The following is a 22285-nucleotide window of genomic DNA, read 5'->3' on the forward strand; positions in this document are numbered from 1 at the left end:
TTTAGGCGTTCATTATTTTTATTCCGTCAAAGAAATAATTCAAAATATATTTATCAAATTCGTCCAAATTATTTGTTTTTTCAATAGTCATTTCTTTTCCTATTTCGTTAAATTTTTCAACTACTTTATGTATGGTTAAATCACTATCATAGAAGTCAATAACTTTAGATTCGTGAATTTTTTTTGAAATCATTCTAGGCAAACCATATTCTTCAAGTTGGAATACAACTTTAGGTAGAAATGCGTTTGAACACCACTTTATGAATTTAGAAATATCATATTGCTTATTTTTTAAAATTCGTTTTTGTAACGTATTTAAATCATTTAAAAGTGCTGAAAATTTATATGTGACATTTCTTTCTAGTAGAAAAAAAGTATCAATCCCAACATCATAATCTTCAAGTTCTTTTAGCAGTTCGGGAATAGATTTAGTCCAATTGTAAGCCATTATTTTTATAAATTCGACAAAGGTTTTATAGCTACAATCCCAGTTTCCTGGTTGTAACTTTATCACTTTATAAAGAAGTCTATCCCAATTTTCAGGCTTAAATTCATTCAAGTAATATAAGCCATTCCATTCGTCAGGATTTTTAGTCAAATCAATTGCTATAGCCTTTATCAAATCAGAGTTACTCGATTGAAAAATGGATTCTGATTTTAGTTCTTCATAGACTTTAGCTCCAACAAGCTCAGCCATTTCATCATTATAGAACTTTAATTTTGCAACTTGCTCTTTAGTTAATAATCCATCATATTTTGATTCTTCTAAATCTCCTAGTATTTCATCTGGAAAGGGAATGCTTAATTGAGTTAAGCCTTCTTCTGGTGGCTGTTCTAAAATGTAAATCTTACCTATAAAGTGCTTAAACATTCTGCCACCTCTTCCAATAATATTTTTATAAGTGAAATCGTCCAATTTTGCACTTCCTTTTCTATTTCTCCAAATTATCACGTTTTCAGCAGATGTATTAACGCCTTCTATGATTGAAGATGTTGAAATTAAATTTCGTATTCCCTCTCCTTCTTCAAATAGTTTTACTTGGATTTGACTTAAAGAACGATGTAGTCGGCCATTGTGAACGCCAATTTCGCGACTAACTAATTTTGTTAAGCTCCAATTGAAATCATAATTCTTAGAAAGCCAATTTGCAAACATTTCAAGAAGTTCATTTTTAACTGGCTCATATGTCGCAAGAAATAAAATAGTTAGGCTATCAATATTGGAATATGTACCAGCATAAATCAGAGATTTTCCTTTATTTTTAGATAGGATTTCTAAGAGTACTTCGCTTTTTTCATCATTATTCTTGATTTGATTGTATAGTTCGTGTTTCTCTAAAAAAACGGTATTAAAATCAAGCCTTATAAATTCCATATCGTCTGTAAATGGATTGTTTTCTAATGACGTGATATTTGGAGCTAAATAATACTTTTGATTTGATTTTGCTCCAAGCTTAATCATCGCTCTAATTAAACTTGGCGACCTTTCTTTATCAAATTTACTACTGGCTTTATAGAATTCATCAACTATCATAATGTCAAATGACTCCACGATGTTAATGTAATTCATAGCTCTTTCCTGTGGAAATATGAATATGTTTTTATCTGACAATTCAACATCAGAGGTTGTTATGATTTTATACTCGTGAGCGAATTTTTTATATAATCGTCTTCTAGTTTCGTCTGTTAGTGCTAATGTTGGAACTATTATTAAAACATTATTTGGTTTTTTAATTTTAATATACGCATCAATTACAAAGCTTTTACCGAAACTTGTTGGTGCACTTACAGCAATATTTTTTCCTTCCAGAAGCTTTTTAAGTAAAAAAGATTGTTCTCTATGTAGAGTTAAGGGATTTTCTTCGCCGACATCAACTTTAAAGGCATTATAGATAAATCTTTCTTCCCAATTAGAGGTTTCTAACTCTAAGTATGGAAAAAGACCTGTTTCTCTTATTAAATGATTAACTAATGGATTGTAAGCTAATTGATTAGTGTTGTGATAATCTAACAATTTAATGAGCTCCTGTCTTGCTTCATTTTCTTGGTTATCGATTAAAAGTCCATTAATTATATGGCATCTGTCAAAAACTTGTTCTTGCATAACTAATCTCTATAAGCTTTAGCGATTTGAATAAATTTATCTACGACTTTTTCCTTGTCTGCAATTGGAAATAAAATTATGTGAAAATTAATTTTTTCATATAAATGTACGTCAGCACATTTCTGAATTTGTTTCTTAAAATATTGAGTTGCTCTGTCTTTGTGATAATCAATAATACCTTGTTTATATTCTGCGGTCAAACTTGTTCCAAGTTTTGTTTGTTCACATTCATACAACAATAATATTGGAATGTTTAATATTGGCTTTATGTTGTCAATTGATTCCTCTTGTGAAAGACTAGCTTTTATTTTAATTCTCAAATCTTCAGAGATTTCATCAAAATCATTGATATCACTTAAATTCGTTATTATGCTATTCTCTTTTTTGATTTTATCTAGACTTATAGAGTCTTTTACAGAAGCAACAATTGTATCTAACCTCGCATTTTCTATACTGTTATAAAATTTTGATTCCCCAAACCATAATGAAAAAGAATCTTCTGACTCCACAACAATATGAACGCTATCTGAACCTTTAGCTTCATCTTTTAGATTTTGCTTGTAAAAAATTTTAGGGACAATTGGCAATGCAGAATAGTGATTTTTCATTATTCCGTAAAGTACAATTTCTGCAATCTCACTACCTCTTCCAATTGCATCAACAGACTCAATTAAACGTAATTTTTTTGCAGATTCTGTTAAAATTGAACCTTCTCCATCATCCAAAAGTGCTTTCCTTTCACTATGACTTAATGCAGTTTCCTTTATGTTGTTCCATATGAATTTTTGAAATTTATCATATCTCCATTCTCCATTTTCAAAATCGTTAATTATTCCAAGAACTGATTTGTTGTTGGTGATTTTTAAAGTGTCGTCTAATTTGACGTCATCAAAAATTTCATTTAGTAGAATTTCAAATTTCATTCACAGTGTAATTTTATTATGATTTATAGCTCATAGAATATATCAAAGGCAAAAAACTAGTCAAGTTAAAAATCAACATTGATTTTTATTACGATGGTAAGTATTTGAATATTCATAAATCCAGCTATCTATTTGTGATTTTGACAAATATAATCAAAGCAAGTGAGAGAAAATTAAGGAAATCCGTAAAATAATAATAAACTCCGTAAAATTTATCAAAAAAGTATTTTTATTCAAGAATTATTAACCCAAAATTAAATGAATATTGCAATTCAAATCATTAGACAAACTAATTATCGAATGTTTTATTTTGATTTTACCGGCGTCAAAACCGTCTAGTTAATCACTTCTAACTGATGTTTGGCTTTTTACTATTGCAAATGTAGGACAGCATCATTCACCTAAAAAAATATTTTTGGGTTTCTATAAAAATTCTTTCCACGAGTTCCAATAATTTTTTCAGACACTCCTGAATCCTTCGGACAAAAATATTTCGAGCCACAATCCTCCAAAGCTTTGGAGGATTGTGGTTTTATATGCCTGTTACTTTCCTATGATCATCGGCAAAGAAAAAGACGGAACCTCAGTTATACGAATCAATTAAATCGCAGACGGTCTTTGACATCAACGGAAAAAACAACAAAATAAAACAACAAATAATTCTGCTTTTCCAATCGGATATAAGCAGAAAGAGAAAAAAAACGAGTGTCCTCGAAACCAAATCAATCAAATCGAAAATTTTAACAAACTCGAAAATAATTATTAACAATCAAAAATTAACATTATGAACATCGTAGGCAGAATTACCAAAAACGCAGAAATCAACATTTTAAAAAATGACAAACAGGTCGTGAATTTTTCAGTAGCCATCAATGACAGATTTAAAACCAAACAAGGCGAAGTAAGAGAACAGACCACTTATTATAACTGCTCCTATTGGCTAAGTGCCAACGTAGCTAAGATTTTAACGAAGGGAACATTAGTAGAGCTTATAGGCAGAGCAAGTGCTAGTGCGTGGATTGGAAAAGATGGAGAAATAAAATCGGGACTGAATTTCCATACTTCTAACATCAAAGTACACGGAGGTGGAAAAAAGTCTGACACAGAAGGACAACCAGCTTCACAGCCACAGAAGTCCAATGCTTTTTCGGAAGATACGGACGATGATTTACCATTTTAAAAGCATTCAAATATGGAAGCACAATATAACTTTCAAATGAAAGCGAAAAGTGATAAGAATGATTGGGAAAAGGTGGAGGTCTTTTCCCAATTCTATTGCGAGAGAAGGACAGTAATATGGTATGCAAAAAGTCTTTCAAGAAAATTCAAATCAGAAATCCATTTAAAGGAGGGAAAAGAACCTTTCAAAACAAGCGGAACATACATTTACGAAAACAACAATTAATACAACAAATATTATGGCAAATTGGTGTAACAATAAAGTAACATTCAATGGAGATAGGGACAGTTTGAACAAAGTTTTGGCTTTGTTTCAAGAAATGATTGAACAGGAAAGTAAAGGAAATATCGGGCAGTTACCCGATTTTATTGAGAGCAAAAACGGTTACTTCTTTGAAATTTATCGTAATGAGACTGATGAATGTTCTTTCCATTATGAGACAAGATGGAGTCCAAATATTGAATCGTTATGGATTATTGCAACTCATTATAATGTCGGATTTGTATTGGATTACGAAGAATCTGGCTGTATGGTTTTTGGCAAGACCATATGCGAAAACCAAATCTTACAGGATTATTTTCTCAATCAATGTGACTTTCAAGACTTCATCTACAATATAGATACAGATTGTTACGAATTTGAAGGTGAAAATTACGATTACAAAGAGGAGATTATGAGAATCCTATTAGACAGGAAAATAAATAATAACAAACAAAAAATTGCATAAATGAAAACATCACTTCAACAAACAGAATATTTACTGATAAAAACAATGACCAACAGTGAATGGGATAATGGCGATTTTGCCATTATCCACATTACGGCAGAATGGAAAGAAACCCAAAAGAAAAGGCTCGAAGCCGTAAAGCCTTTGGAAAATGACTATGGTTTAAAATGGTTGAATTATGCTGACAATAGTGTCGAATTTTTCAGATTTTCGGAAGAATCACATCCCGAAATAGAAGAATGGCTTTCTGAAAAAAACAGCGTTTTCATTGAATTGGAAACTGACGAATTAAAAAAGCTCCTTCAACCCGAAAATAATCTGAACTGTTATCAAATGCAGGTATTCAAAAATGGAAACGCCATTTATAATGCTTTTGGAAAACATACAGGAGAAGAATTTTGGACGAAAGAATTTTCATTATGGGAATTGACAAAATAATTCAAGGTCTAAATCTAAAACTTATAATTCAAAATCTAAAATCAAAGTATTATGCAAACCAATTTTTTCAGACAGATAGCCAAACTCAACCTTACAGGTGATCTGCAAATTTCACTTCGACCGACTACAGATAAGAACTTCGTTCTTTCCGTATTGCTCAACAATGAGCAATGCGGAGACGAGGCAAGGAAGGTGATTCCACCCCTTAATTTGCGAGGAACAGCCGAAGATTTGGATAACGGTTTTTTTGAGAATATTTCCACTCCATTACAAACTGTATCGGGTTTAATGGTAGATATGGAAAGTTTTATGAAACAGGTAGAAGAAGCGAAGAAGAAATCGGCAATGGAAAAGGAAAAATCTGACAAGGAGAAAAAAGAAAAGGAAGCCAAAGACAAAAAGTACGGCGAAGCCTTACAGAAAGCTGAAGAACTCGAAAAAGAGGGAAAATATAAAGAAGCGTGGACTGCACTTCCGAAAGGTTCGGAATTTCCCGAATATGCTGAGAAAATCCTCAAAAAGCAGGATGAATACGAAAGACATTTTGCTCCAAGTCTTTTCTCTGAAAGTCAACCTCAATCAACCGAAATTTAACTTTAAAATCAAAAATTATGTTACTCGCAACACTATTAGAAAGAGTTTTTATATTAAAAGATAACGGACAGGAAATCCGCTTGACCGACCCCGAACCAAAATGGCGTGTAGAAGCCGTAATGAATTTTTACGCCAATACATACCCGATTCTGACCACTTCAAAAATTTCAGCACCGAAAATCAAGGATGATGCCATTGAATACCAATTTGAGAGTGTAGTTGGAACAAAAGGATAACAGGAAAATGGTGGATAGCTTTTAGATTAAGGAAATAAGAACTGTATAAAACCATCCGCCAAAAGCTGTTGCTAAAAGGTTATCAACTATCAACCAACAACCATTAACAAAAAATGAATGCAACGAAAAACAATATCGGGAACAATTCAACCACCCGAAGAAAAAACAAAAACAACTGCACCGACAACTAAGGGAATACGCAGAGTGGATGCATCAAATGAAAGACAGCTCGGAAGTTCAAAAAGACCAACGAAAATCCGTTCCAATCTCTCAACTTCCAATGCTTTTCTGACAACCTGTTTTATGCCGAAATTAAAGGAGAATGACATAACCGTAAAACAGACCAAACGTAAGTCTGCTAAAATAGAAAGGGATTTTTATAAGTCCCTTTCTCAATTAGCAAAGCATTATGATATAACTACGATGCCGACACAGCATTTTAATTATCCTTATAATATCAGCCTTGCTTTGAGAGATATTGAAGCGCAGTTGAAAACCAAGAGTGAAAATTGGCAGAGTATCCGGCTGATAGAAAAGGGTAGTAAGACCTACTTCGCAATAGAAGAGAGATGCAACACAGGGGCAACCTTGTTTTATGTTCCTGTTGTAACACTTTATCAATTGCTCCACAATAAGGTAAATAGAAAAGCAGCTTGCTTACTATTGTCCGTATGCACTTATCTGTATAGAAATGCAGATGTCCCATATTACAGGCTGGAAGATTCTTATCTCTATTATAATTACGAAATGCTCAACGATTGGCTTGAACAGGACGAAGAAATAGAAGATAGTCAGAGCAGTAAAAAACAACTTCAACGGGCGGAAATCATTGGAGATATGATGGGACAAAAAATTTCCAATCATAAGAATCTTCTTTTTTTTGAGCAACGCTTGAAACGTTTTAGACCGAAAGATAGGTTTGATAAAGAATGTCTTCAATTGGCAGAAAAAGCCTTTAAAATTTATTGTGATTACCCTAATGAAAGCATTTTCAGAAATTCCCACTTCAACAATGCGGTCAAATCCGAAGATATAGACGAAGATAATTATTACAACGAGGAAACCGTTGTCGCAATGGATAAATACATTTCCTTTTTTGCCGAGAGTGACGGAGTAATTTACGATAACCTTATGAGCTGTGTCAACAACGAGTTCAATGAATATGCTGAAACACAGGAGCCAATGATATTTAAAACCTTTGACGGAAGCGATTTATCGGATAAAACCCTTGATTTCGAAAATCAGCTATTTAAGGTCTTAAACGAATTGTGCCGATTACTCAACTAATTTATGCGCACATAGAATAGGTAATTCAAATTAAAAAGACAAACTATGAGAAATACAATCAATACAACTGAAAATGAAGAAACTGACATAACCAATAATTTTGGAACACTCTACCATCCTAAATCAGCATTGGTCTTTTACGAGACAGAAGATTATAATCCCGATGGTTATGTTGAATATTTTGATATTGACCGCAACGGTAATCCCATCAACGCCCATCCATTGACCGTAAGGGAAGCACAGCGTTTATCGAAAATGCTGAATATCCAAAATAAAAAAGACAAAGATTTTCTAAGACCAAGTGGAGTTATTTCTGAAAATATACTCTTTATAGATACATCGGAAAATGGAAAAGTGATCTGGTACACAAAAGCACAGGAACGACATTTATTATTTACAGATAAACTTTCGATTCCAAACGGATTAGCGAATGTGCCACCTTTAGTATGGTGTGCTAATAAGCAGGGAATGAAAATATTCGCATTGGAGGCAGACCAACGCCCAAGAGAGGAAACATCACTTTTCCACGCACCTTTCTTTAATGTTTACGAAAGTGGTAGTGTTTGTATGGGAACGGTCGACGTTAACATTAAAAGTTCTGCATCATTAGAAGAGTTTACGAATAAATGGGAAAACTATTTTTTCAATTCTTATTTCAGCCATTTGGTCAATAGCCATAATCCGACAAAAGGCAATTGTGTAAATCTTTGGAAAAATTTAATTCAAAGTAAAGAAGCTTTTCCTACAGATATTCTAATTAATTCAAATCTAACTTTAAAAAATCTACTCTAATGATACAATCTGAAAAAACAAAAGTCCATTTTACCGATGATAACCTTTTAAATCCTACCAATCCTATAATGGTAAACCTCATAGGTGCGGGAGGTACAGGTTCAAAAGTATTGACCGCCTTGATGGAAATGAACCATTCATTGATTGAATTGGGACACGCAGGATTACAGGTACGGTTGTGGGATGATGATATTGTCACAGAAGCGAATCAAGGCAGACAACGTTTTGCAGAATGTGAAGTAGGACTACCAAAGGCAGTTGCACTGATAAATCGGGCAAACCGATGGTCGGGAACGAATTGGAAAGCCGAAGTCAGAAAGTTTGAAAGAGATTCTTTAGGAAGAATTCAAGAGAATATGCAGTCCGCAATTTATATCTCGTGTGTTGATAATGTCAAATCACGATTTGAAATTGCTGATATTCTGAATGAATTGAAAGAGGGTAGGAGACTATACAGAAACCAGATTAAATATTGGATAGATTTTGGAAACAATCGATATTCTGGACAGGTTTTGCTTTCTACAGTTGAGAATATAAAACAACCTAATTCTGAAAAATATCAAACAGTGTCGCATCTTCCTTATGTGACGGAAGAATTTGGAGAACTGCTTTTGCATTCCGAAACCAAAGATGATACACCAAGTTGCAATTTAGCGGAGGCATTGGAAAAACAGGATTTATATATCAATTCTGCATTGGCACAAATGGGCTGCTCACTTTTATTTGGCTTATTCCGAGACGGACTGACTGAAAACAGAGGTTTTTTCCTTAATCTGAAAAATTTCCATTCTCAACCCATAAAACTATAAAAAAGTCGCCTGACCAAAAGTTGGGCGGCAAAAATGCAATTCCTCCCTACGGTCGGAAACGCATTTTTGCGGAAAGCGGAACAACCCCCATTTCTAAAACAATTCCGGACTTTGGCTTTTGTTTGTTTTTGAAAAAAGGTTGTAGATTTTAGTTGAAGATGTATAAATATTTTTTTCACCTCAATATTATCCCAAGTAATCAAAATATTTATTTTTTTGTGAAGTATTGCAACTAGTAATGCATCTATTAACTTATATAGGTACTTAAAGCTTATAATTAAGAAAATACACCAAGCTACTTTTAGTGAAGTTTATGAAAAGCAGAATCTTTTGATAAATTAACTTTAACAATAATCAGAAGTTCTTTTTTGTCGATAATTCCTTATTTAATGAACAAGGATTAGATATGTTCCTTCATTATAAAAATTTCCGTTCACAATACATAAAACTATAAAGTAGTCTGAAGCATTTTTGCGTAGTTTTGCTTTTTTCTCTGTACATAGCTGCAATTATTTCGTTGTAAACTACTGCAACTTTATTCAACGAAGTAATACTGAGTGAAAGTTTTTTAGTATGGGAACTTACTAAAATTTGCTCATCACAATCAAATGGGATCCTTATTACGAACTAAATTTTAATGTGTTAATGGTTAAAAAGATTGAATCAGGCTCTCTGCTGTTACAAATTTTCAAATAGAAAAATATAAGTGTGTAATCATATACAGATGTGAAGACGAAAAGAAGGCAATAAAACATAAATTAACCATTAAACAAAGCAAAGATTTTAGTACTTTTGCTAGTTGATTAACGTGGATAATACTAGAGTTAAAAATACTAATTTTCAAGAAGACATAGCAAAACTTGGTTTTGTTATGGAAGACGATTGTCTGCATTTAACAAATCAACAAAGCTCAATATCTGACCCAGAAATTCAATTTCATATTGAAAAAGCAAATGAGCTCAATGCTTCCGCCGTTTACCTGCGTAGGCAGGTTACCGGAAGTTATAAGCCCCAAGTTTATTTGTTTGATTTTACAGACAGAAATTTTGAGGAAGCAGAAGAAAATGAGATAGCTGAAATCCAAACACGGATATGGAGCAGTGGAGAAGCTCCTTTGGCTTGTGTGTTCTATAACACTGAAATAAAAATTATTGACTGTACCAAACACGTAACGACAGATTACAAACCAGAATATTTGGTAAAGGACTTACATCTGGTTGGCAAAGTTAACAATCTATACAACGAGCAATTTGCCATAAAAATTAAAAGTGGTATTTTTTGGGAACAAGAGGAGCTGAAAAATAAATTTAAGTTTCAAAACTCAGCTTATGATAAGCTGATAGATAATATACGTTTTGTTGCAAAGAGACTAACAATAGAGTTTGGAGATGCATCTTTTGAAATAGTCAATAAGATTATTATTCAAGCTATTTTAATAAAGTATTTGGAAGAGAGAATTGATAATAAAGGTAATAAATTATTGTCAAAAAAATACTTCCAGAAATACGATAATGCAAGCACTTTTAATGAAGTATTGAAGCAGCAGGGTAAATTTGCTGAGCTTCTCTCAGATTTAAATACAGATTTTAATGGAAATGTATTTAAATGGGAAGTCGGGGAACAAAAACAACTTAAGGCATTAGATTTATCAATCGTTGCTGATCTATTAGCAACAGATAAAATGAGTTTGAGTTCCGAACAACTTGAAATAGACTTTCCAGATTGGAGGTATTTCGAGTTTAAGTTGATTCCTGTCGAGCTGATAAGTCGTTTGTATGAGGAATTTCTAGGAGAAGATAAGCAAGAAAAAGGCCTCTATTATACGCCTTCACATTTAGCCAAATTGTTGGTTGATGAATGTATTCCACTAAAAAAATATAAAGATTTTGACTTAAAAAGTCACACAATATTAGACCCCGCTTGTGGTTCGGGAATTTTCTTAGTGGTCGCCTTTAAACGTTTGGTTCAAATTTGGAGACTTCAAAATAATATGAAAACTCCTGATATTGGTATTTTGAAGTCAATATTAAAAAATATTTATGGAGTAGATAAAGAAGAACAAGCTGTTAGATTAGCTTCTTTTAGCTTAAGTCTTGCTTTATGTAATGAATTAAAACCCGTTAAAATTCTCAATGAATTACGCTTTGATGATTTAACCGAAGAAAATCTAATTCATTCAGATTTTTTTGAGTGCAAATCCATAAAGAACAAAAAATTTGATTTGGTCATTGGTAATCCGCCATTTAAAACGGGTGCTATTTCAAGCTATTCTAATATATGGGAACTCGATAATAAAAAAATAAAAATTCCACAAGGACAAATTGCGTTAAAGTTTCTTTCGGAATCATTTAATTTTTTAAATGATAGCGGATTGGTTTGTTTGATAATTAAATCTTCGGGCTTATTATATAATAGTACTTCCAATGATTACAAGAAAGCTTTGTTTTCAAACTACAATGCAGTTCAAATTTTAGATTTTACCGCTTTAGCTGAAGGCAAATCTCTCTGGGATAATGGAGCAAGAGTTGGTTCGGCCGCTATATTTATCAAAAATGAAAAACCAGATTATAGTAAAAATATTTTACACTTAACATTGAGAAGGACTAAGGCAACCAAAGACAGAATTGTTTTTGAAATAGATGACTACGATTTGCATTTTGTAAACCGACAAACCGCTATCAATAATGAATTCATTTGGAAAAATAATTTGCTTGGAGGTGGAAGAACAAAAAATCTTGTAGAAAAAGTGCAGGGATTGCCGATATTGAAAGATTTTTTAATCGCAAATAAAAGTGTTATTGAGGAAGGACTTGAGATTGGTAGTAAACAAAATCTATCGCCTGAACATATTTATAAAATTCCTTTTTTGCCTACAGAAGCAATTAGCGAGGTTGAAATTAATTATGATTTATTAACAGAAATGGATAGAGAAACCAAGTTTTCTAAGGTCCCTTCTGAAGAATCTTTTTTGGCTCCTAATCTAATAATCTGGGAAAATATTGGAGAAAAAAGGTTTCCAATTTTTTATAATGAAAAATCCTTTTCTTTCAAAAGAAGACTGATTTCTATCAAATCCATAAACAACGACACAGCTCTATTAAAAGGAATCTACAGTTCATTTGAGAAATATTATAATTTTTATAAATTTTATTTTCTTGCGACAAGCTCTGAAACTTTGATTAATAGAAACAATACCTTTCTTTTGAAAGATTTTAAAAATCTTCCATTAATTGAAGATGATTTCTTATTTTCGGATTTTGACTTAAATGTTATTAAAGATAGCTTAGAGTATCAACAAGATTTTTTTATTCACGGTGAAAAATCCAAGGCATTACAAACAATTAAGCAAAATAAATTAAAATCTATTATATCAAACTTCGGCATAGAATTTTCCAGAGCCTTGAATGTTATATACGAAGATAATGAACGTAAATTTAGATTAAGTGATGTTGTTCAGCTTGAAAATTCATTAATTGCAACCGTCTTTAAGTATGATAATGAAAATTCAGAACCCATATTCAGTAAAGATTTATCTGAATTGAATATTGAAGGGCTAACAAATAACGAAATTTCTGCACATCTTTCTATAAATAGGATAATAAAACTGTATCCTCAAAAAGATACTGTTGTTTTTGTGAAACCAAACCAATACAGGTATTGGCTTTCTTCTACAGCTTATCGCGATGCGGATAAATGTTTTTCTGACCTTTCAAATTTAACAAGAGAATGATAGCAGAGGAAAATTTATCTAATAAATCCAACCCTCAGATTAGTATTCCAAATACTAATATTATTTTGCTTATCAATAAACTGATGAAGTCCGTTGTACCACAATTCAAGTCATATGTAGTTTCTGATTTCTATAAAAAGAGAAAACTAAATGAAGATGATTTTACGCAAATATACATCGAGCAAGCTCAAATTTTAATAAGAAAATATGATTATCCATTTAATATTAATGGGCAATACCGGGATATTACAAATCTAAGTAAAGGTTTTTCGGATTTTTATTTTTATCCTAATGAGCAAAATGTTTCAACTTCGACCTTTTTTCCGGTAGAAAGTAAGCGGTTACCTTCACCTGAAAAGTCAAGAGAAAAAGAATACGTGATTGGAGATAATAATAATGGGGGGATAGAGAGGTATAAAACTGAAAAACACGGCAAAGGTATAAATGAATGTGGTTTGCTAGGCTTTGTAGAAAAAGAAAATTTTAACCATTGGATGACTACAATAAACCGATGGATTACGGAATTGGCACAAACAGACAAGAATTGGAAAAATGATGAAATTTTATCGGAATTAGAATCTAATACAGATTTTAGCTGTTTAGGATCTACTGCTCATAGGGAAAATGCTGATGTTAATTTAACCCATTTATGGGTTATTATAAATTAATACCCTTTTCAAGTACAGGCTATTCGCAATCCTGAGATTAATCTCGTTTTTTAAGACTTTTATGGCGATTATCTTATTTTCGGGCAGGTTATTTCTGCTGTGCAATAGATTTTCATGTTGGATTTAGGGCATTGTAACTTAACGAATATGAATTAATTTAAAGAGCTGTACTTCATACGTGCGTAATACTAATACAGCCGGAATCCCATACCTGCGTAAATCAGATACAGGTTACCTGCAAAAAAGGATTATGCCAATTATTAAACCTGCGTAAAATAAATACAGCTTGAGTTCATACCTGCGTAAATCAGATACAGGTCATCTGCAAAAGATAGGATAATATAAATCATCTAACCTGCGTAATACGAATACAGGTGCAATCTCATACCTGCGTAAATTAGATACAAGTCACCTGCGTAAAATAAGTACATGTTAAAATCATTACAATTTGATTTACAATACTATAGGTAATTCTCACTTTACAAGCAATTATTATTTTTGTTTCATACTTCAAGGCTTTACTTTTACATAATCCCAATAAAATAATAAAAGAATAAAACTTACTGATTATCAGTACTATAAATTATTTTTCAGAACTCCGAAAAATAAGCGGCTTTTTTGAGCAAGATGTGTCTTTGTATATACAAACTTTCCAAGTTTTATATCCAAAGACGATCTTGCCTTTTTTGCAAAAAGGGGAAAAAACTGCGGAACTTGTTTTTTAATGTTTCAGCTAATATTTTGTTTAAGAATAATATTTTCTTTTTAACCATATACTAACCCTAACCAATAAAATTAATACCGGGACTTCCACCAATGGTCCGATTACACCTACAAATGCTTGTGAAGAATGGATGCCAAAAACTGCTATAGAAACAGCAATAGATAATTCAAAATTGTTTCCTGTTGCCGTAAATGCGATAGATGCATTTTTGTCATAAGGCACTTTCAAGGCCTTACTAATGAAAAAACTGATGAAGAATGTGAGAACAAAGTAAATAACTAACGGGATGGCTACTTTAACAACGTCCATTGGTAACTCTAAAATCTTATCTCCCTTCAAACTGAACATCAATACTATAGTAAACAGCAAAGCGTACAATGTTACAGGTGAAATAGCCGGAATGAATTTTCTATTGAACCATTCTTTTCCTTTAAATTTAATCAGGAAGTAACGGCTCAAAAATCCTGCAATAAATGGAATTCCTAAATAAATGAATACACTCTCGGCAACATCTTTCATTGGTACCGCAATGTTAAAATTTCCTAAGCCTAGTTTTTGTGGTAGTACATTTATGAAAAGCCAAACATAAAAACTATAAAACACCAATTGGAAAATACTGTTTAATGCGATCAGCAGAGCTGCGTACTCCCGATTACCTTTTGCTAAATCGTTCCATACAATTACCATTGCAATACATCTTGCTAGACCGATCAAAATTAGACCAATCATATAGTCTGGCTCATCCCGTAGAAAAATGATAGCTAATACAAACATTAAAATAGGGCTGATAATCCAATTTAGTAGTAATGATACCGACATTACTTTTTTGTCTTTAAAAGCCATTGGTAATAGAGTATAATCCACTTTTGCCAAAGGTGGATACATCATCAAAATCAAGCCTATTGCTAAGGGAATATTAGTCGTGCCAACAGACAAAGAATTTGTGACAGTAGAAATATCAGGAAAGAAATATCCTAACCCAACGCCCAAAAGCATTGCTAAAAAAATCCATAGGGTAAGAAAGCGGTCGAGGAATTTTAGTTTTGGTTGCATCGTCTAATTATTGAGTTGAGCGTACTTTTCCGCTGTTAATAAATTTTCAGTTTCTCTTAGGTCTTCAATTTCAATTTTCACCATCCAGCCATTATCAAATGGATTAGAATTTACAAGCGTTGGCTCTTTTAAAAGTTGCTCATTAGTTTCAATAATTTTTCATGAAAGAGGCATAAATAGGTCGCTGACGGTTTTAATTGCTTCTACAGAACCAAATACTTCGTCTTGTTTGAAATTATGATTAACATTCGGTAAGTCAACATATACGATTTCTCCCAATTCCTTTTGAGCAAATGCTGTAATACCGACAGTTGCAGTTTTATTGTCGATTCGCACCCAAGTGTGTTCTTTAGAATAATGTAGATCTTTTGGAAGTTCCATTTTTTTTTAGATTTTAAAGATTAATAACCACGTCTTAGATTTTCTGCGTACTCATTCGGAAGCGGACTGTCTTCTACTGCTTTTGCTGCCTTTTCAAAGTCATAATCGAAGCGGATAAATTCCACACTGATGCTTTCTTTGTCTAAAACAGAACTGTTCTCATTAATTGTCAACATCACGTAACCGCCTCTGATATCATTGTCTTTCGGCTTCCCAACGGAACCGATATTTACTGCGTGACGAAAATGATCTTGTCCGTCAATACCCGAATTTAAAACCCTGTGATATGGCTTGTGGGTATGTCCGAAACACATAATGTCGGCATCGGCCTGTTCCATAATACGAAGCATACTTTTTTCTTCACGGTCTTCAAAAAGATATTCGTTAATTTTTCTTGGACTACCGTGTACTAAAAGCAGGTTTAGTTTGTCTTCGTTCAATTGAAATTCTACTTTTATATGTGCGGGGAGTGTACGCAAGTAAGCACGTTCTTCATCTTTCATCAAAGAATTGGTAAAAGAAATGGAAATATTTCCGTTGTCCTTCTCAGCGTCTGTTTTGTAGGCACAACCACATTCATTACTCATTCTCCCAATGCCAAAATCGTAGTTGCCTGCAATAGTTGGTATTTTTCTTTTACGGATTTCATTGACCACTTCGTTTGGCCAAATATTGTAACCTACTAAATCTCCCAAACAATAAATGCTATCTGGATTTCTTTTTTCAACATCTGCAAAGAATGCTTCTAATGCAGGGAGATTAGCGTGAATGTCACTGAATAATGCAATTTTCATTTTTATTGATTTTTTTATTGATATTATTTTAACAACATCCGCCACCTGGTGTGCAAGAATTGCCATTATTTGCGCTAAGGTTAGATAAGTTTTTCTTTTCTTTTTCTGTCGGAATTCCGCAAGCGTCCTGAGCTAAACAAGCTGTTGTCTTGCTTTTTAAAACAAATGTTTCTCCGTTAAATTCTAAATCATATTTCCCGATAGTATCACTTTGATATTCAACTTCAATATCAAAATCCTCGATTCCTAATTTATCTTCAGAAAGTTTGATAATGGTGAGCAACTTGTTAGGCTTCAAACGATGTTCAAAATCGTCCGCATTCCATAGCTGAAAATTCACAACCTTCTCTGAACGGATGACACCGCCACAATCAATAAAATTTTTGTTAATCATTCCTACTTCTGTAACGTGAAAATGTTCAGGAACAAAAGCACCATTCTCTAATTGGAATTCAACATTTTCTAATGTTGGTAAAATTTGTTTTACTTCTGATAATTTCATAATTGAATCTTTATAGTTTAAATGCAATATTGCGATATATTTTGATAAAAAAATGCTAACAGCATTTTAATTTGGTAACACTTTGTACTATTGCGGAAAAATAAGTGTTTAAAATTTCGATAGTCTTTTCGTCTATGCAATAGCAGATAGCGTTTCCGGAAATGTTTCCTTTTATAATCCTTGCATTTTTCAGTTCTTTCAAATGCTGAGAAACGGTTGGTTGAGCTAATGGCAATTCGTTCACAATATCACCACAGATGCACTCATTGACTTTCATTAAATACTCAATAATTGCTATTCGTGCGGGATGTCCTAATGCTTTTGCGATTGTTGCAATTTGATTTTGTTGATCTGTAAAATGTTCTGTCTTAGTAGCTCCCATAATTCCAAAAATATTATATCGCAATATTACGATTATATTTTGATTACAAAAAATCATTTTTTTTCTTCACTCGCTTGTAAGATAGTTATTACTAAAAGTAAAACATAAATTAAAATTTAATACTTTTGTAAAGTGAAAGTTTTAAGACTCATATTGACATTCTATTTCATCGCACTGCTTATCATTCCTTGCAGTGATGCTGAAACGTCGCGTGTTGTAGGTCATCATAGCGAGATTTCCATAAGTACCGAGAATTCCCAGTCGAGTAGTAATGATGGTACTTGTTCTCCTTTTTGCATGTGCAACTGTAGCCATGTAAGTGTTATTGCATTTAAGGTAGAACCTTTGCTAGAAATTCCTTTGCAGGTTCAATTCTATTTTTCCAAAAAAATTCTTTTTCACAAGAATAATATTGCCTATCAGGTTTACGACCACATTTGGCAACCTCCCAAAATTTAATTTTTTACCGATTTTTTGAAAGACTCTGTAGTTAATGCATTGTCTTCAATATTATATTTGCTGTTTTCTAGTGATATTCAGACAGATTGTGCTCATTATTCAATAGCAATTTCTAAAAAAAATTAAATTAAATTTCTGTGTTAGATAAAATCATAAAATTTAGCATCAAGAACAAGATTGTCATTGGTGCAATGACCTTGTTGTTGATAATATGGGGCTCGTGGAGTGCAACGAGATTACCCATTGATGCTGTACCGGATATTACCAACAATCAGGTTCAGATCATTACTGTTTGTCCCACGTTGGCAGGACAGGAAGTAGAGCAGTTGGTTACGTTCCCAATTGAACAGAGCATTACCAATATTCCCGATATCGAAGAAACCCGCAGTATTTCAAGATTCGGACTATCGGTTATTACTGTTGTTTTTCAGGAAAATGTTGATGTTTATTTTGCACGTCAACTAATCAGCGAAAAATTGAAGGAAGCTTCCGAAGAAATTCCAAAAGGGGTTGGCTCGCCTGAACTTGCTCCGGTGAGTACGGGCTTAGGAGATATCTATCAATATATTCTTCGCCCGAAGAAAGGAAGTGAAAAAAAATACACGTCCAAAGAACTGCGCACAATGCAAGACTGGATCGTAAGAAGGCAATTGAACGGAACTCCCGGTGTTGCGGAAGTCAATAGTTTTGGCGGAGAGCTGAAACAGTATGAAGTTGCTGTTGATCCCAACCGTCTCAGGGCGATGGGAGTTAGCATTACAGAACTTTTTACGGCATTAGAAAAGAATAATCAAAATACAGGAGGGGCTTACATTGATAAAAAGCCTAATGCCTATTTTATCCGTGGCATAGGTGTCGTAACTTCTCTCGAGGATATTAAAAATATAGCAGTCAAGAATGACAAAGGAAATGTCCCTATTTTCATTAAGGATGTAGCTGATGTTCGTATTGGAAGTGCAGTTCGTTACGGAGCTATGACATACAATGGTAATGTAGATGCTGTTGGTGGCATTGTAATGATGCTAAAAGGCTCCAACAGCAATGAAGTTGTAAACCTGATTAAGGATAAAATTCCTACGATCCAAAAATCTTTGCCGGATGATATTGTAATAGAACCATTTTTGGACAGGACAAATCTTGTTGGAAGAGCAATCAGCACAGTGGAAAAGAACCTGATTGAAGGTGCATTGATTGTTATTTTTGTTTTGGTCGTATTTTTAGGAAATCTAAGAGCGGGATTGATCGTTGCATCAGCGATTCCGTTATCGCTCCTTTTTGCATTAGGGATGATGAATGTTTTTGGGGTCAGTGCCAATTTGATGAGTTTAGGCGCAATCGACTTCGGATTGATTGTCGATGGAGCTGTCATCATTGTGGAAGCAACACTTCACCATTTAGGATTACGGAAATCTACTCAAAAACTGACGCAAACTGAAATGGATGAAGAAGTTTTTCTTTCTGCTTCAAAAATCAGAAATAGTGCGGCATTTGGCGAGATCATCATTCTGATCGTTTACATTCCTATTTTAACTTTGGTCGGTGTTGAAGGGAAAATGTTTACACCGATGGCAAAAACAGTAGGGTTTGCTATTTTGGGAGCTTTGATCCTATCGCTGACTTATATCCCGATGATGAGCGCATTATTTTTATCAAAAAAAATATCACGAAAGGAAACTTTTTCAGATAAGCTGATGAATAAACTACAGGGTGTCTATCAGCCATTACTAAAAAGAGCTATCAAAATCAAGGGTATAATTGTTTCCGTTACGGTACTTTTATTTGCAGTGAGCCTATTTTTATTCAGTCGAATGGGTGGCGAATTTATCCCACAGTTACAGGAAGGCGATTTTGCTTTTCATTGCATCTTGCCTCAAGGAAGCTCCCTGTCGCAAAGCATTGAGACTTCAATGCAGGCTTCTAGAATTATCAAAAAATTTGATGAGGTAAAAATGGTGGTGGGAAAAACAGGGGCTGCCGAAGTACCTACCGACCCAATGCCTTTTGAAGCTACAGATCTGATCATTGTTTTAAAGCCACAAAAAGAATGGAAAAGTGATAAATCTTATGATGAATTAGCGGACGAAATTTCAGAACAACTAGAATTGATTCCCGGTGTATTTTTCGAGAAAAACCAGCCTATACAAATGCGCTTTAATGAGCTGATGACTGGAATCCGTCAGGATGTGGCGGTGAAAATCTTTGGTGAAAATTTGGATTCCCTTGCAATTTACGCAGATAAGGTTGGCAAAGTCATTCAATTTGTTGATGGGGTTACTGCTCCACAAATTGAACGCATCAGCGGGCTGCCACAGATCAATGTAGAGTACGACCGTACAAGAATGGCAAACTATGGATTAAGTATTGAGGATGTTAACAATACTTTAAGTACAGCTTTTGCAGGAAAATCTGCTGGTCAGGTTTTTGAGAACGAAAGACGTTTTGATCTGGTAGTCAGACTCGACAGTCTTCAGCGAACCAATATCGATGATGTCAATAATCTGATGATATCCACCAATACAGGAAACCAGATCCCACTTTCTCAAGTGGCTAATATCGGCTATAAACTCGGCCCGGCACAGATCAGTCGAGAAGAAGGGAAACGAAGAATAGTTGTAGGTTTTAATGTCAAAGGTCGGGATGTAGAAAGTGTAGTCGATGATATTCAAAGCAGACTTGAACAACAAATAAAGCTGCCCTCAGGATATTATTTCACCTACGGCGGACAGTTTGAGAATCTGCAGGCTGCAAGCAAGAGACTGCTGATTGCTGTTCCTGTGTCTTTACTTCTGATTTTTTTCTTACTGTATTTTACATTCCGCTCTTTCAAACAGGCTGCATTGATTTTCACGGCCATTCCAATGAGTGCCATCGGCGGGATCTTCGCTTTATTGATCAGAGATATGCCATTCAGTATCAGTGCCGGAATAGGTTTTATCGCATTGTTTGGCGTTGCTGTTCTCAACGGAATTGTCCTCATAGGAACATTTAATCAGCTGGAAAAAGAGGGCGAAACAAATCTTATGAAACGTGTCGTAGAAGGTACTAAAACTAGACTTCGGCCAGTTCTGATGACCGCAACAGTGGCTTCATTAGGATTTCTTCCAATGGCAATTTCGACAGGAGCTGGAGCAGAAGTTCAGAAACCTTTGGCAACGGTGGTAATAGGTGGCTTGATCACTGCGACGTTTCTAACGCTATTTGTTCTACCGATTCTTTACATCATTTTCAACAGTAACTTCAGAATTAAAAATATGAAGATGAAATCTTTGACAACAATTATCGTGTTAGGATTTCTACTTGTCGGACAAACATTCAATGCTCAAACAACAAAAACACTTTCTGTGGAACAGGCTACAGAAATGGCATTGAGCAATAGTTATTCAATAAAAACGAAAGAATTGGATATTAAAGTTTCCGAGGCCTTGAAACCGACCGCTAATGAACTTCCAAAAATGAATTTCAATGCACAGTTAGGTCAATACAACAGTCCGAAGTTCGATCAGTCGTTTTCCATTTCGCAGAGCATCCCATTTCCGACTTTGTTTAAAGCCAGAAAAGACCTGATTGCAGAAGAGATTAAAGCTAAACAGATCAGTAAAGACATCACCGCCAACGAAGTTGCAAGGCAGGTCAGAACTTATTTTTACCAGATTGAATATCTGCACTACAACCAGACCAAACTGATGAAGCTCGACAGCCTTTATCAGGATTTTATCAGGATAGCCACTGTCAGATTCAATGCAGGTGACATCAAAAAAATTGAAATCAGTACAGCAGAAACTCAGAAAGGGGAGATCGGTCTATTGCTAAATCAGAATAAAATTTATCTTGATAATGCATACAAAAATCTGAAAGCACTATTAAATACAGACGATGATATAAAGGTTTTGTTTAAAGAAAATTATGAACCGATGAAAGCGGAATATGTTCTTGACAGTACAGCGATTTCCAGCCATCCAACCGTCAAAGCATTTTATCAGGAAATGGAAATTGCCGATAAAAATAAAAACGTAGAGCTATCGCAGGGCTTACCTGAGTTCAGTTTGGGTTACACGAACCAGTCGATCATAGGTTTTCATACACTCAATGGGCAGGAAAAATATTTTGATGCAGGAAAGCGATTTCACATTGCCAATCTTGGAATTTCAATTCCTTTGACTTTTGGAGCGACGAAAGCGAGAATCCAGTCTTTGGATTATCAGAGGCAAATGGCAGAATCGAACGCAAAACTCCAGCAAAGGCAATTGACAGTTCAACTTGAGAATGCCTTAGAGCAATATAAGCAGGATGTGCAGCAATATGAATATTATGTAGGTAAGGCTATTCCAAATGCAGAAAAAATTGTAAAAGCAGGTCAGCTCGGTTACAAAACCGGAGAAATCTCCTACGTCGAATATCTTTTCGCTCTGCAGACTGCAACCAATATTCAGCTAAAGTATCTGGAATCCATTCAACAGGTCAATCAGTCTGTAGTCATCATTAACTCTTTAATCAATAAATAA

Annotated in this window: 19 protein-coding genes and 1 pseudogene; 13 read left to right on the forward strand and 7 right to left on the reverse strand. The window is 34.0% G+C overall.

The features are described 5' to 3' along the window. Nucleotide 1 precedes the first annotated feature (1 nt). Both OPU68_RS08175 and OPU68_RS08180 read right to left on the reverse strand, forming a co-directional pair. Nucleotides 2–2104 (reverse strand): DEAD/DEAH box helicase, encoded by a 2103-nt coding sequence (locus OPU68_RS08175; RefSeq protein WP_498473526.1) that lies wholly within the window; start codon nt 2102–2104, stop codon nt 2–4. A gap of 2 nt (nt 2105–2106) precedes the next feature. Then, complete coding sequence (locus OPU68_RS08180; RefSeq protein WP_034975984.1) at nt 2107–3027, reverse strand: HamA C-terminal domain-containing protein; 921 nt, start codon at nt 3025–3027, stop codon at nt 2107–2109. A 784-nt stretch (nt 3028–3811) separates the two neighbouring features. On the opposite strand from OPU68_RS08180, the gene OPU68_RS08185 reads away from it, so the two are divergent. The 11 genes from OPU68_RS08185 to OPU68_RS08235 all read left to right on the forward strand — a co-directional run bounded on the left by OPU68_RS08185 (nt 3812) and on the right by OPU68_RS08235 (nt 13488). Then, entirely contained in the window at nt 3812–4207 is a 396-nt protein-coding gene (locus OPU68_RS08185) for a single-stranded DNA-binding protein (RefSeq protein ID WP_498473527.1), read from the forward strand. Nucleotides 4208–4219: 12 nt separating this feature from the next. Continuing rightward, the gene (locus tag OPU68_RS08190) at nt 4220–4432 is read left to right on the forward strand and encodes an addiction module toxin RelE (protein WP_498473528.1); all 213 of its coding nucleotides are present in this window, start codon (nt 4220–4222) and stop codon (nt 4430–4432) included. A 13-nt stretch (nt 4433–4445) separates the two neighbouring features. Then, nucleotides 4446–4934, forward strand: a complete 489-nt coding sequence (locus OPU68_RS08195) for a DUF1281 family ferredoxin-like fold protein (RefSeq protein WP_498473529.1) — start codon at nt 4446–4448, stop codon at nt 4932–4934. Continuing rightward, nucleotides 4935–5372 carry a hypothetical protein gene (locus tag OPU68_RS08200; protein WP_498473530.1) on the forward strand — a complete coding sequence of 146 codons (438 nt, stop codon included), beginning with the start codon at nt 4935–4937 and terminating at the stop codon, nt 5370–5372. 51 nt (nt 5373–5423) lie between these two features. Beyond that, entirely contained in the window at nt 5424–5966 is a 543-nt protein-coding gene (locus OPU68_RS08205; RefSeq protein WP_498473531.1) for a PRTRC system protein E, read from the forward strand. 17 nt (nt 5967–5983) lie between these two features. Beyond that, complete coding sequence (locus tag OPU68_RS08210) at nt 5984–6202, forward strand: PRTRC system protein C (protein WP_498473532.1); 219 nt, start codon at nt 5984–5986, stop codon at nt 6200–6202. Nucleotides 6203–6319: 117 nt separating this feature from the next. Further along, the gene (locus OPU68_RS08215; protein WP_498473533.1) at nt 6320–7489 is read left to right on the forward strand and encodes a hypothetical protein; all 1170 of its coding nucleotides are present in this window, start codon (nt 6320–6322) and stop codon (nt 7487–7489) included. 45 nt (nt 7490–7534) lie between these two features. Next, nucleotides 7535–8281 (forward strand): PRTRC system protein B, encoded by a 747-nt coding sequence (locus OPU68_RS08220; protein WP_498473534.1) that lies wholly within the window; start codon nt 7535–7537, stop codon nt 8279–8281. A 2-nt stretch (nt 8282–8283) separates the two neighbouring features. Further along, nucleotides 8284–9090: a PRTRC system ThiF family protein gene (locus OPU68_RS08225; RefSeq protein WP_498473687.1), complete on the forward strand. Its 807-nt coding sequence runs from the start codon at nt 8284–8286 to the stop codon at nt 9088–9090. Between the two features lie 808 nt (nt 9091–9898). After that, nucleotides 9899–12820 carry an HsdM family class I SAM-dependent methyltransferase gene (locus OPU68_RS08230; protein WP_498473535.1) on the forward strand — a complete coding sequence of 974 codons (2922 nt, stop codon included), beginning with the start codon at nt 9899–9901 and terminating at the stop codon, nt 12818–12820. Then, nucleotides 12817–13488: a hypothetical protein gene (locus tag OPU68_RS08235; RefSeq protein ID WP_498473536.1), complete on the forward strand. Its 672-nt coding sequence runs from the start codon at nt 12817–12819 to the stop codon at nt 13486–13488. The genes OPU68_RS08230 and OPU68_RS08235 overlap by 4 nt, the downstream gene beginning before the upstream one ends. Nucleotides 13489–14233: 745 nt before the next feature. On the opposite strand, the gene arsB is transcribed toward OPU68_RS08235, so the two are convergent. From arsB to OPU68_RS08260, 5 genes and pseudogenes are all read right to left on the reverse strand, one after another. Continuing rightward, entirely contained in the window at nt 14234–15265 is a 1032-nt protein-coding gene (gene arsB / locus OPU68_RS08240) for an ACR3 family arsenite efflux transporter (RefSeq protein WP_116035077.1), read from the reverse strand. Between the two features lie 3 nt (nt 15266–15268). Continuing rightward, nucleotides 15269–15646: pseudogene (gene gcvH, locus OPU68_RS08245) on the reverse strand (glycine cleavage system protein GcvH). Between the two features lie 20 nt (nt 15647–15666). Beyond that, nucleotides 15667–16440 (reverse strand): metallophosphoesterase family protein, encoded by a 774-nt coding sequence (locus OPU68_RS08250; RefSeq protein WP_116035075.1) that lies wholly within the window; start codon nt 16438–16440, stop codon nt 15667–15669. Nucleotides 16441–16468: 28 nt separating this feature from the next. Continuing rightward, entirely contained in the window at nt 16469–16942 is a 474-nt protein-coding gene (locus OPU68_RS08255) for a DUF6428 family protein (protein WP_116035074.1), read from the reverse strand. 55 nt (nt 16943–16997) lie between these two features. Continuing rightward, nucleotides 16998–17324 carry an ArsR/SmtB family transcription factor gene (locus OPU68_RS08260; protein ID WP_168638729.1) on the reverse strand — a complete coding sequence of 109 codons (327 nt, stop codon included), beginning with the start codon at nt 17322–17324 and terminating at the stop codon, nt 16998–17000. Between the two features lie 132 nt (nt 17325–17456). Between OPU68_RS08260 and OPU68_RS08265 the strand changes: the two genes are divergently transcribed. Next, nucleotides 17457–17783, forward strand: coding sequence for a DUF6660 family protein (locus OPU68_RS08265; protein ID WP_498473537.1), 327 nt, complete (start codon nt 17457–17459; stop codon nt 17781–17783). Nucleotides 17784–17920: 137 nt separating this feature from the next. Then, nucleotides 17921–22285 carry a CusA/CzcA family heavy metal efflux RND transporter gene (locus OPU68_RS08270; protein ID WP_498473538.1) on the forward strand — a complete coding sequence of 1455 codons (4365 nt, stop codon included), beginning with the start codon at nt 17921–17923 and terminating at the stop codon, nt 22283–22285.

The sequence above is a fragment of the Chryseobacterium sp. TB1-D10 genome (assembly GCF_059803555.1).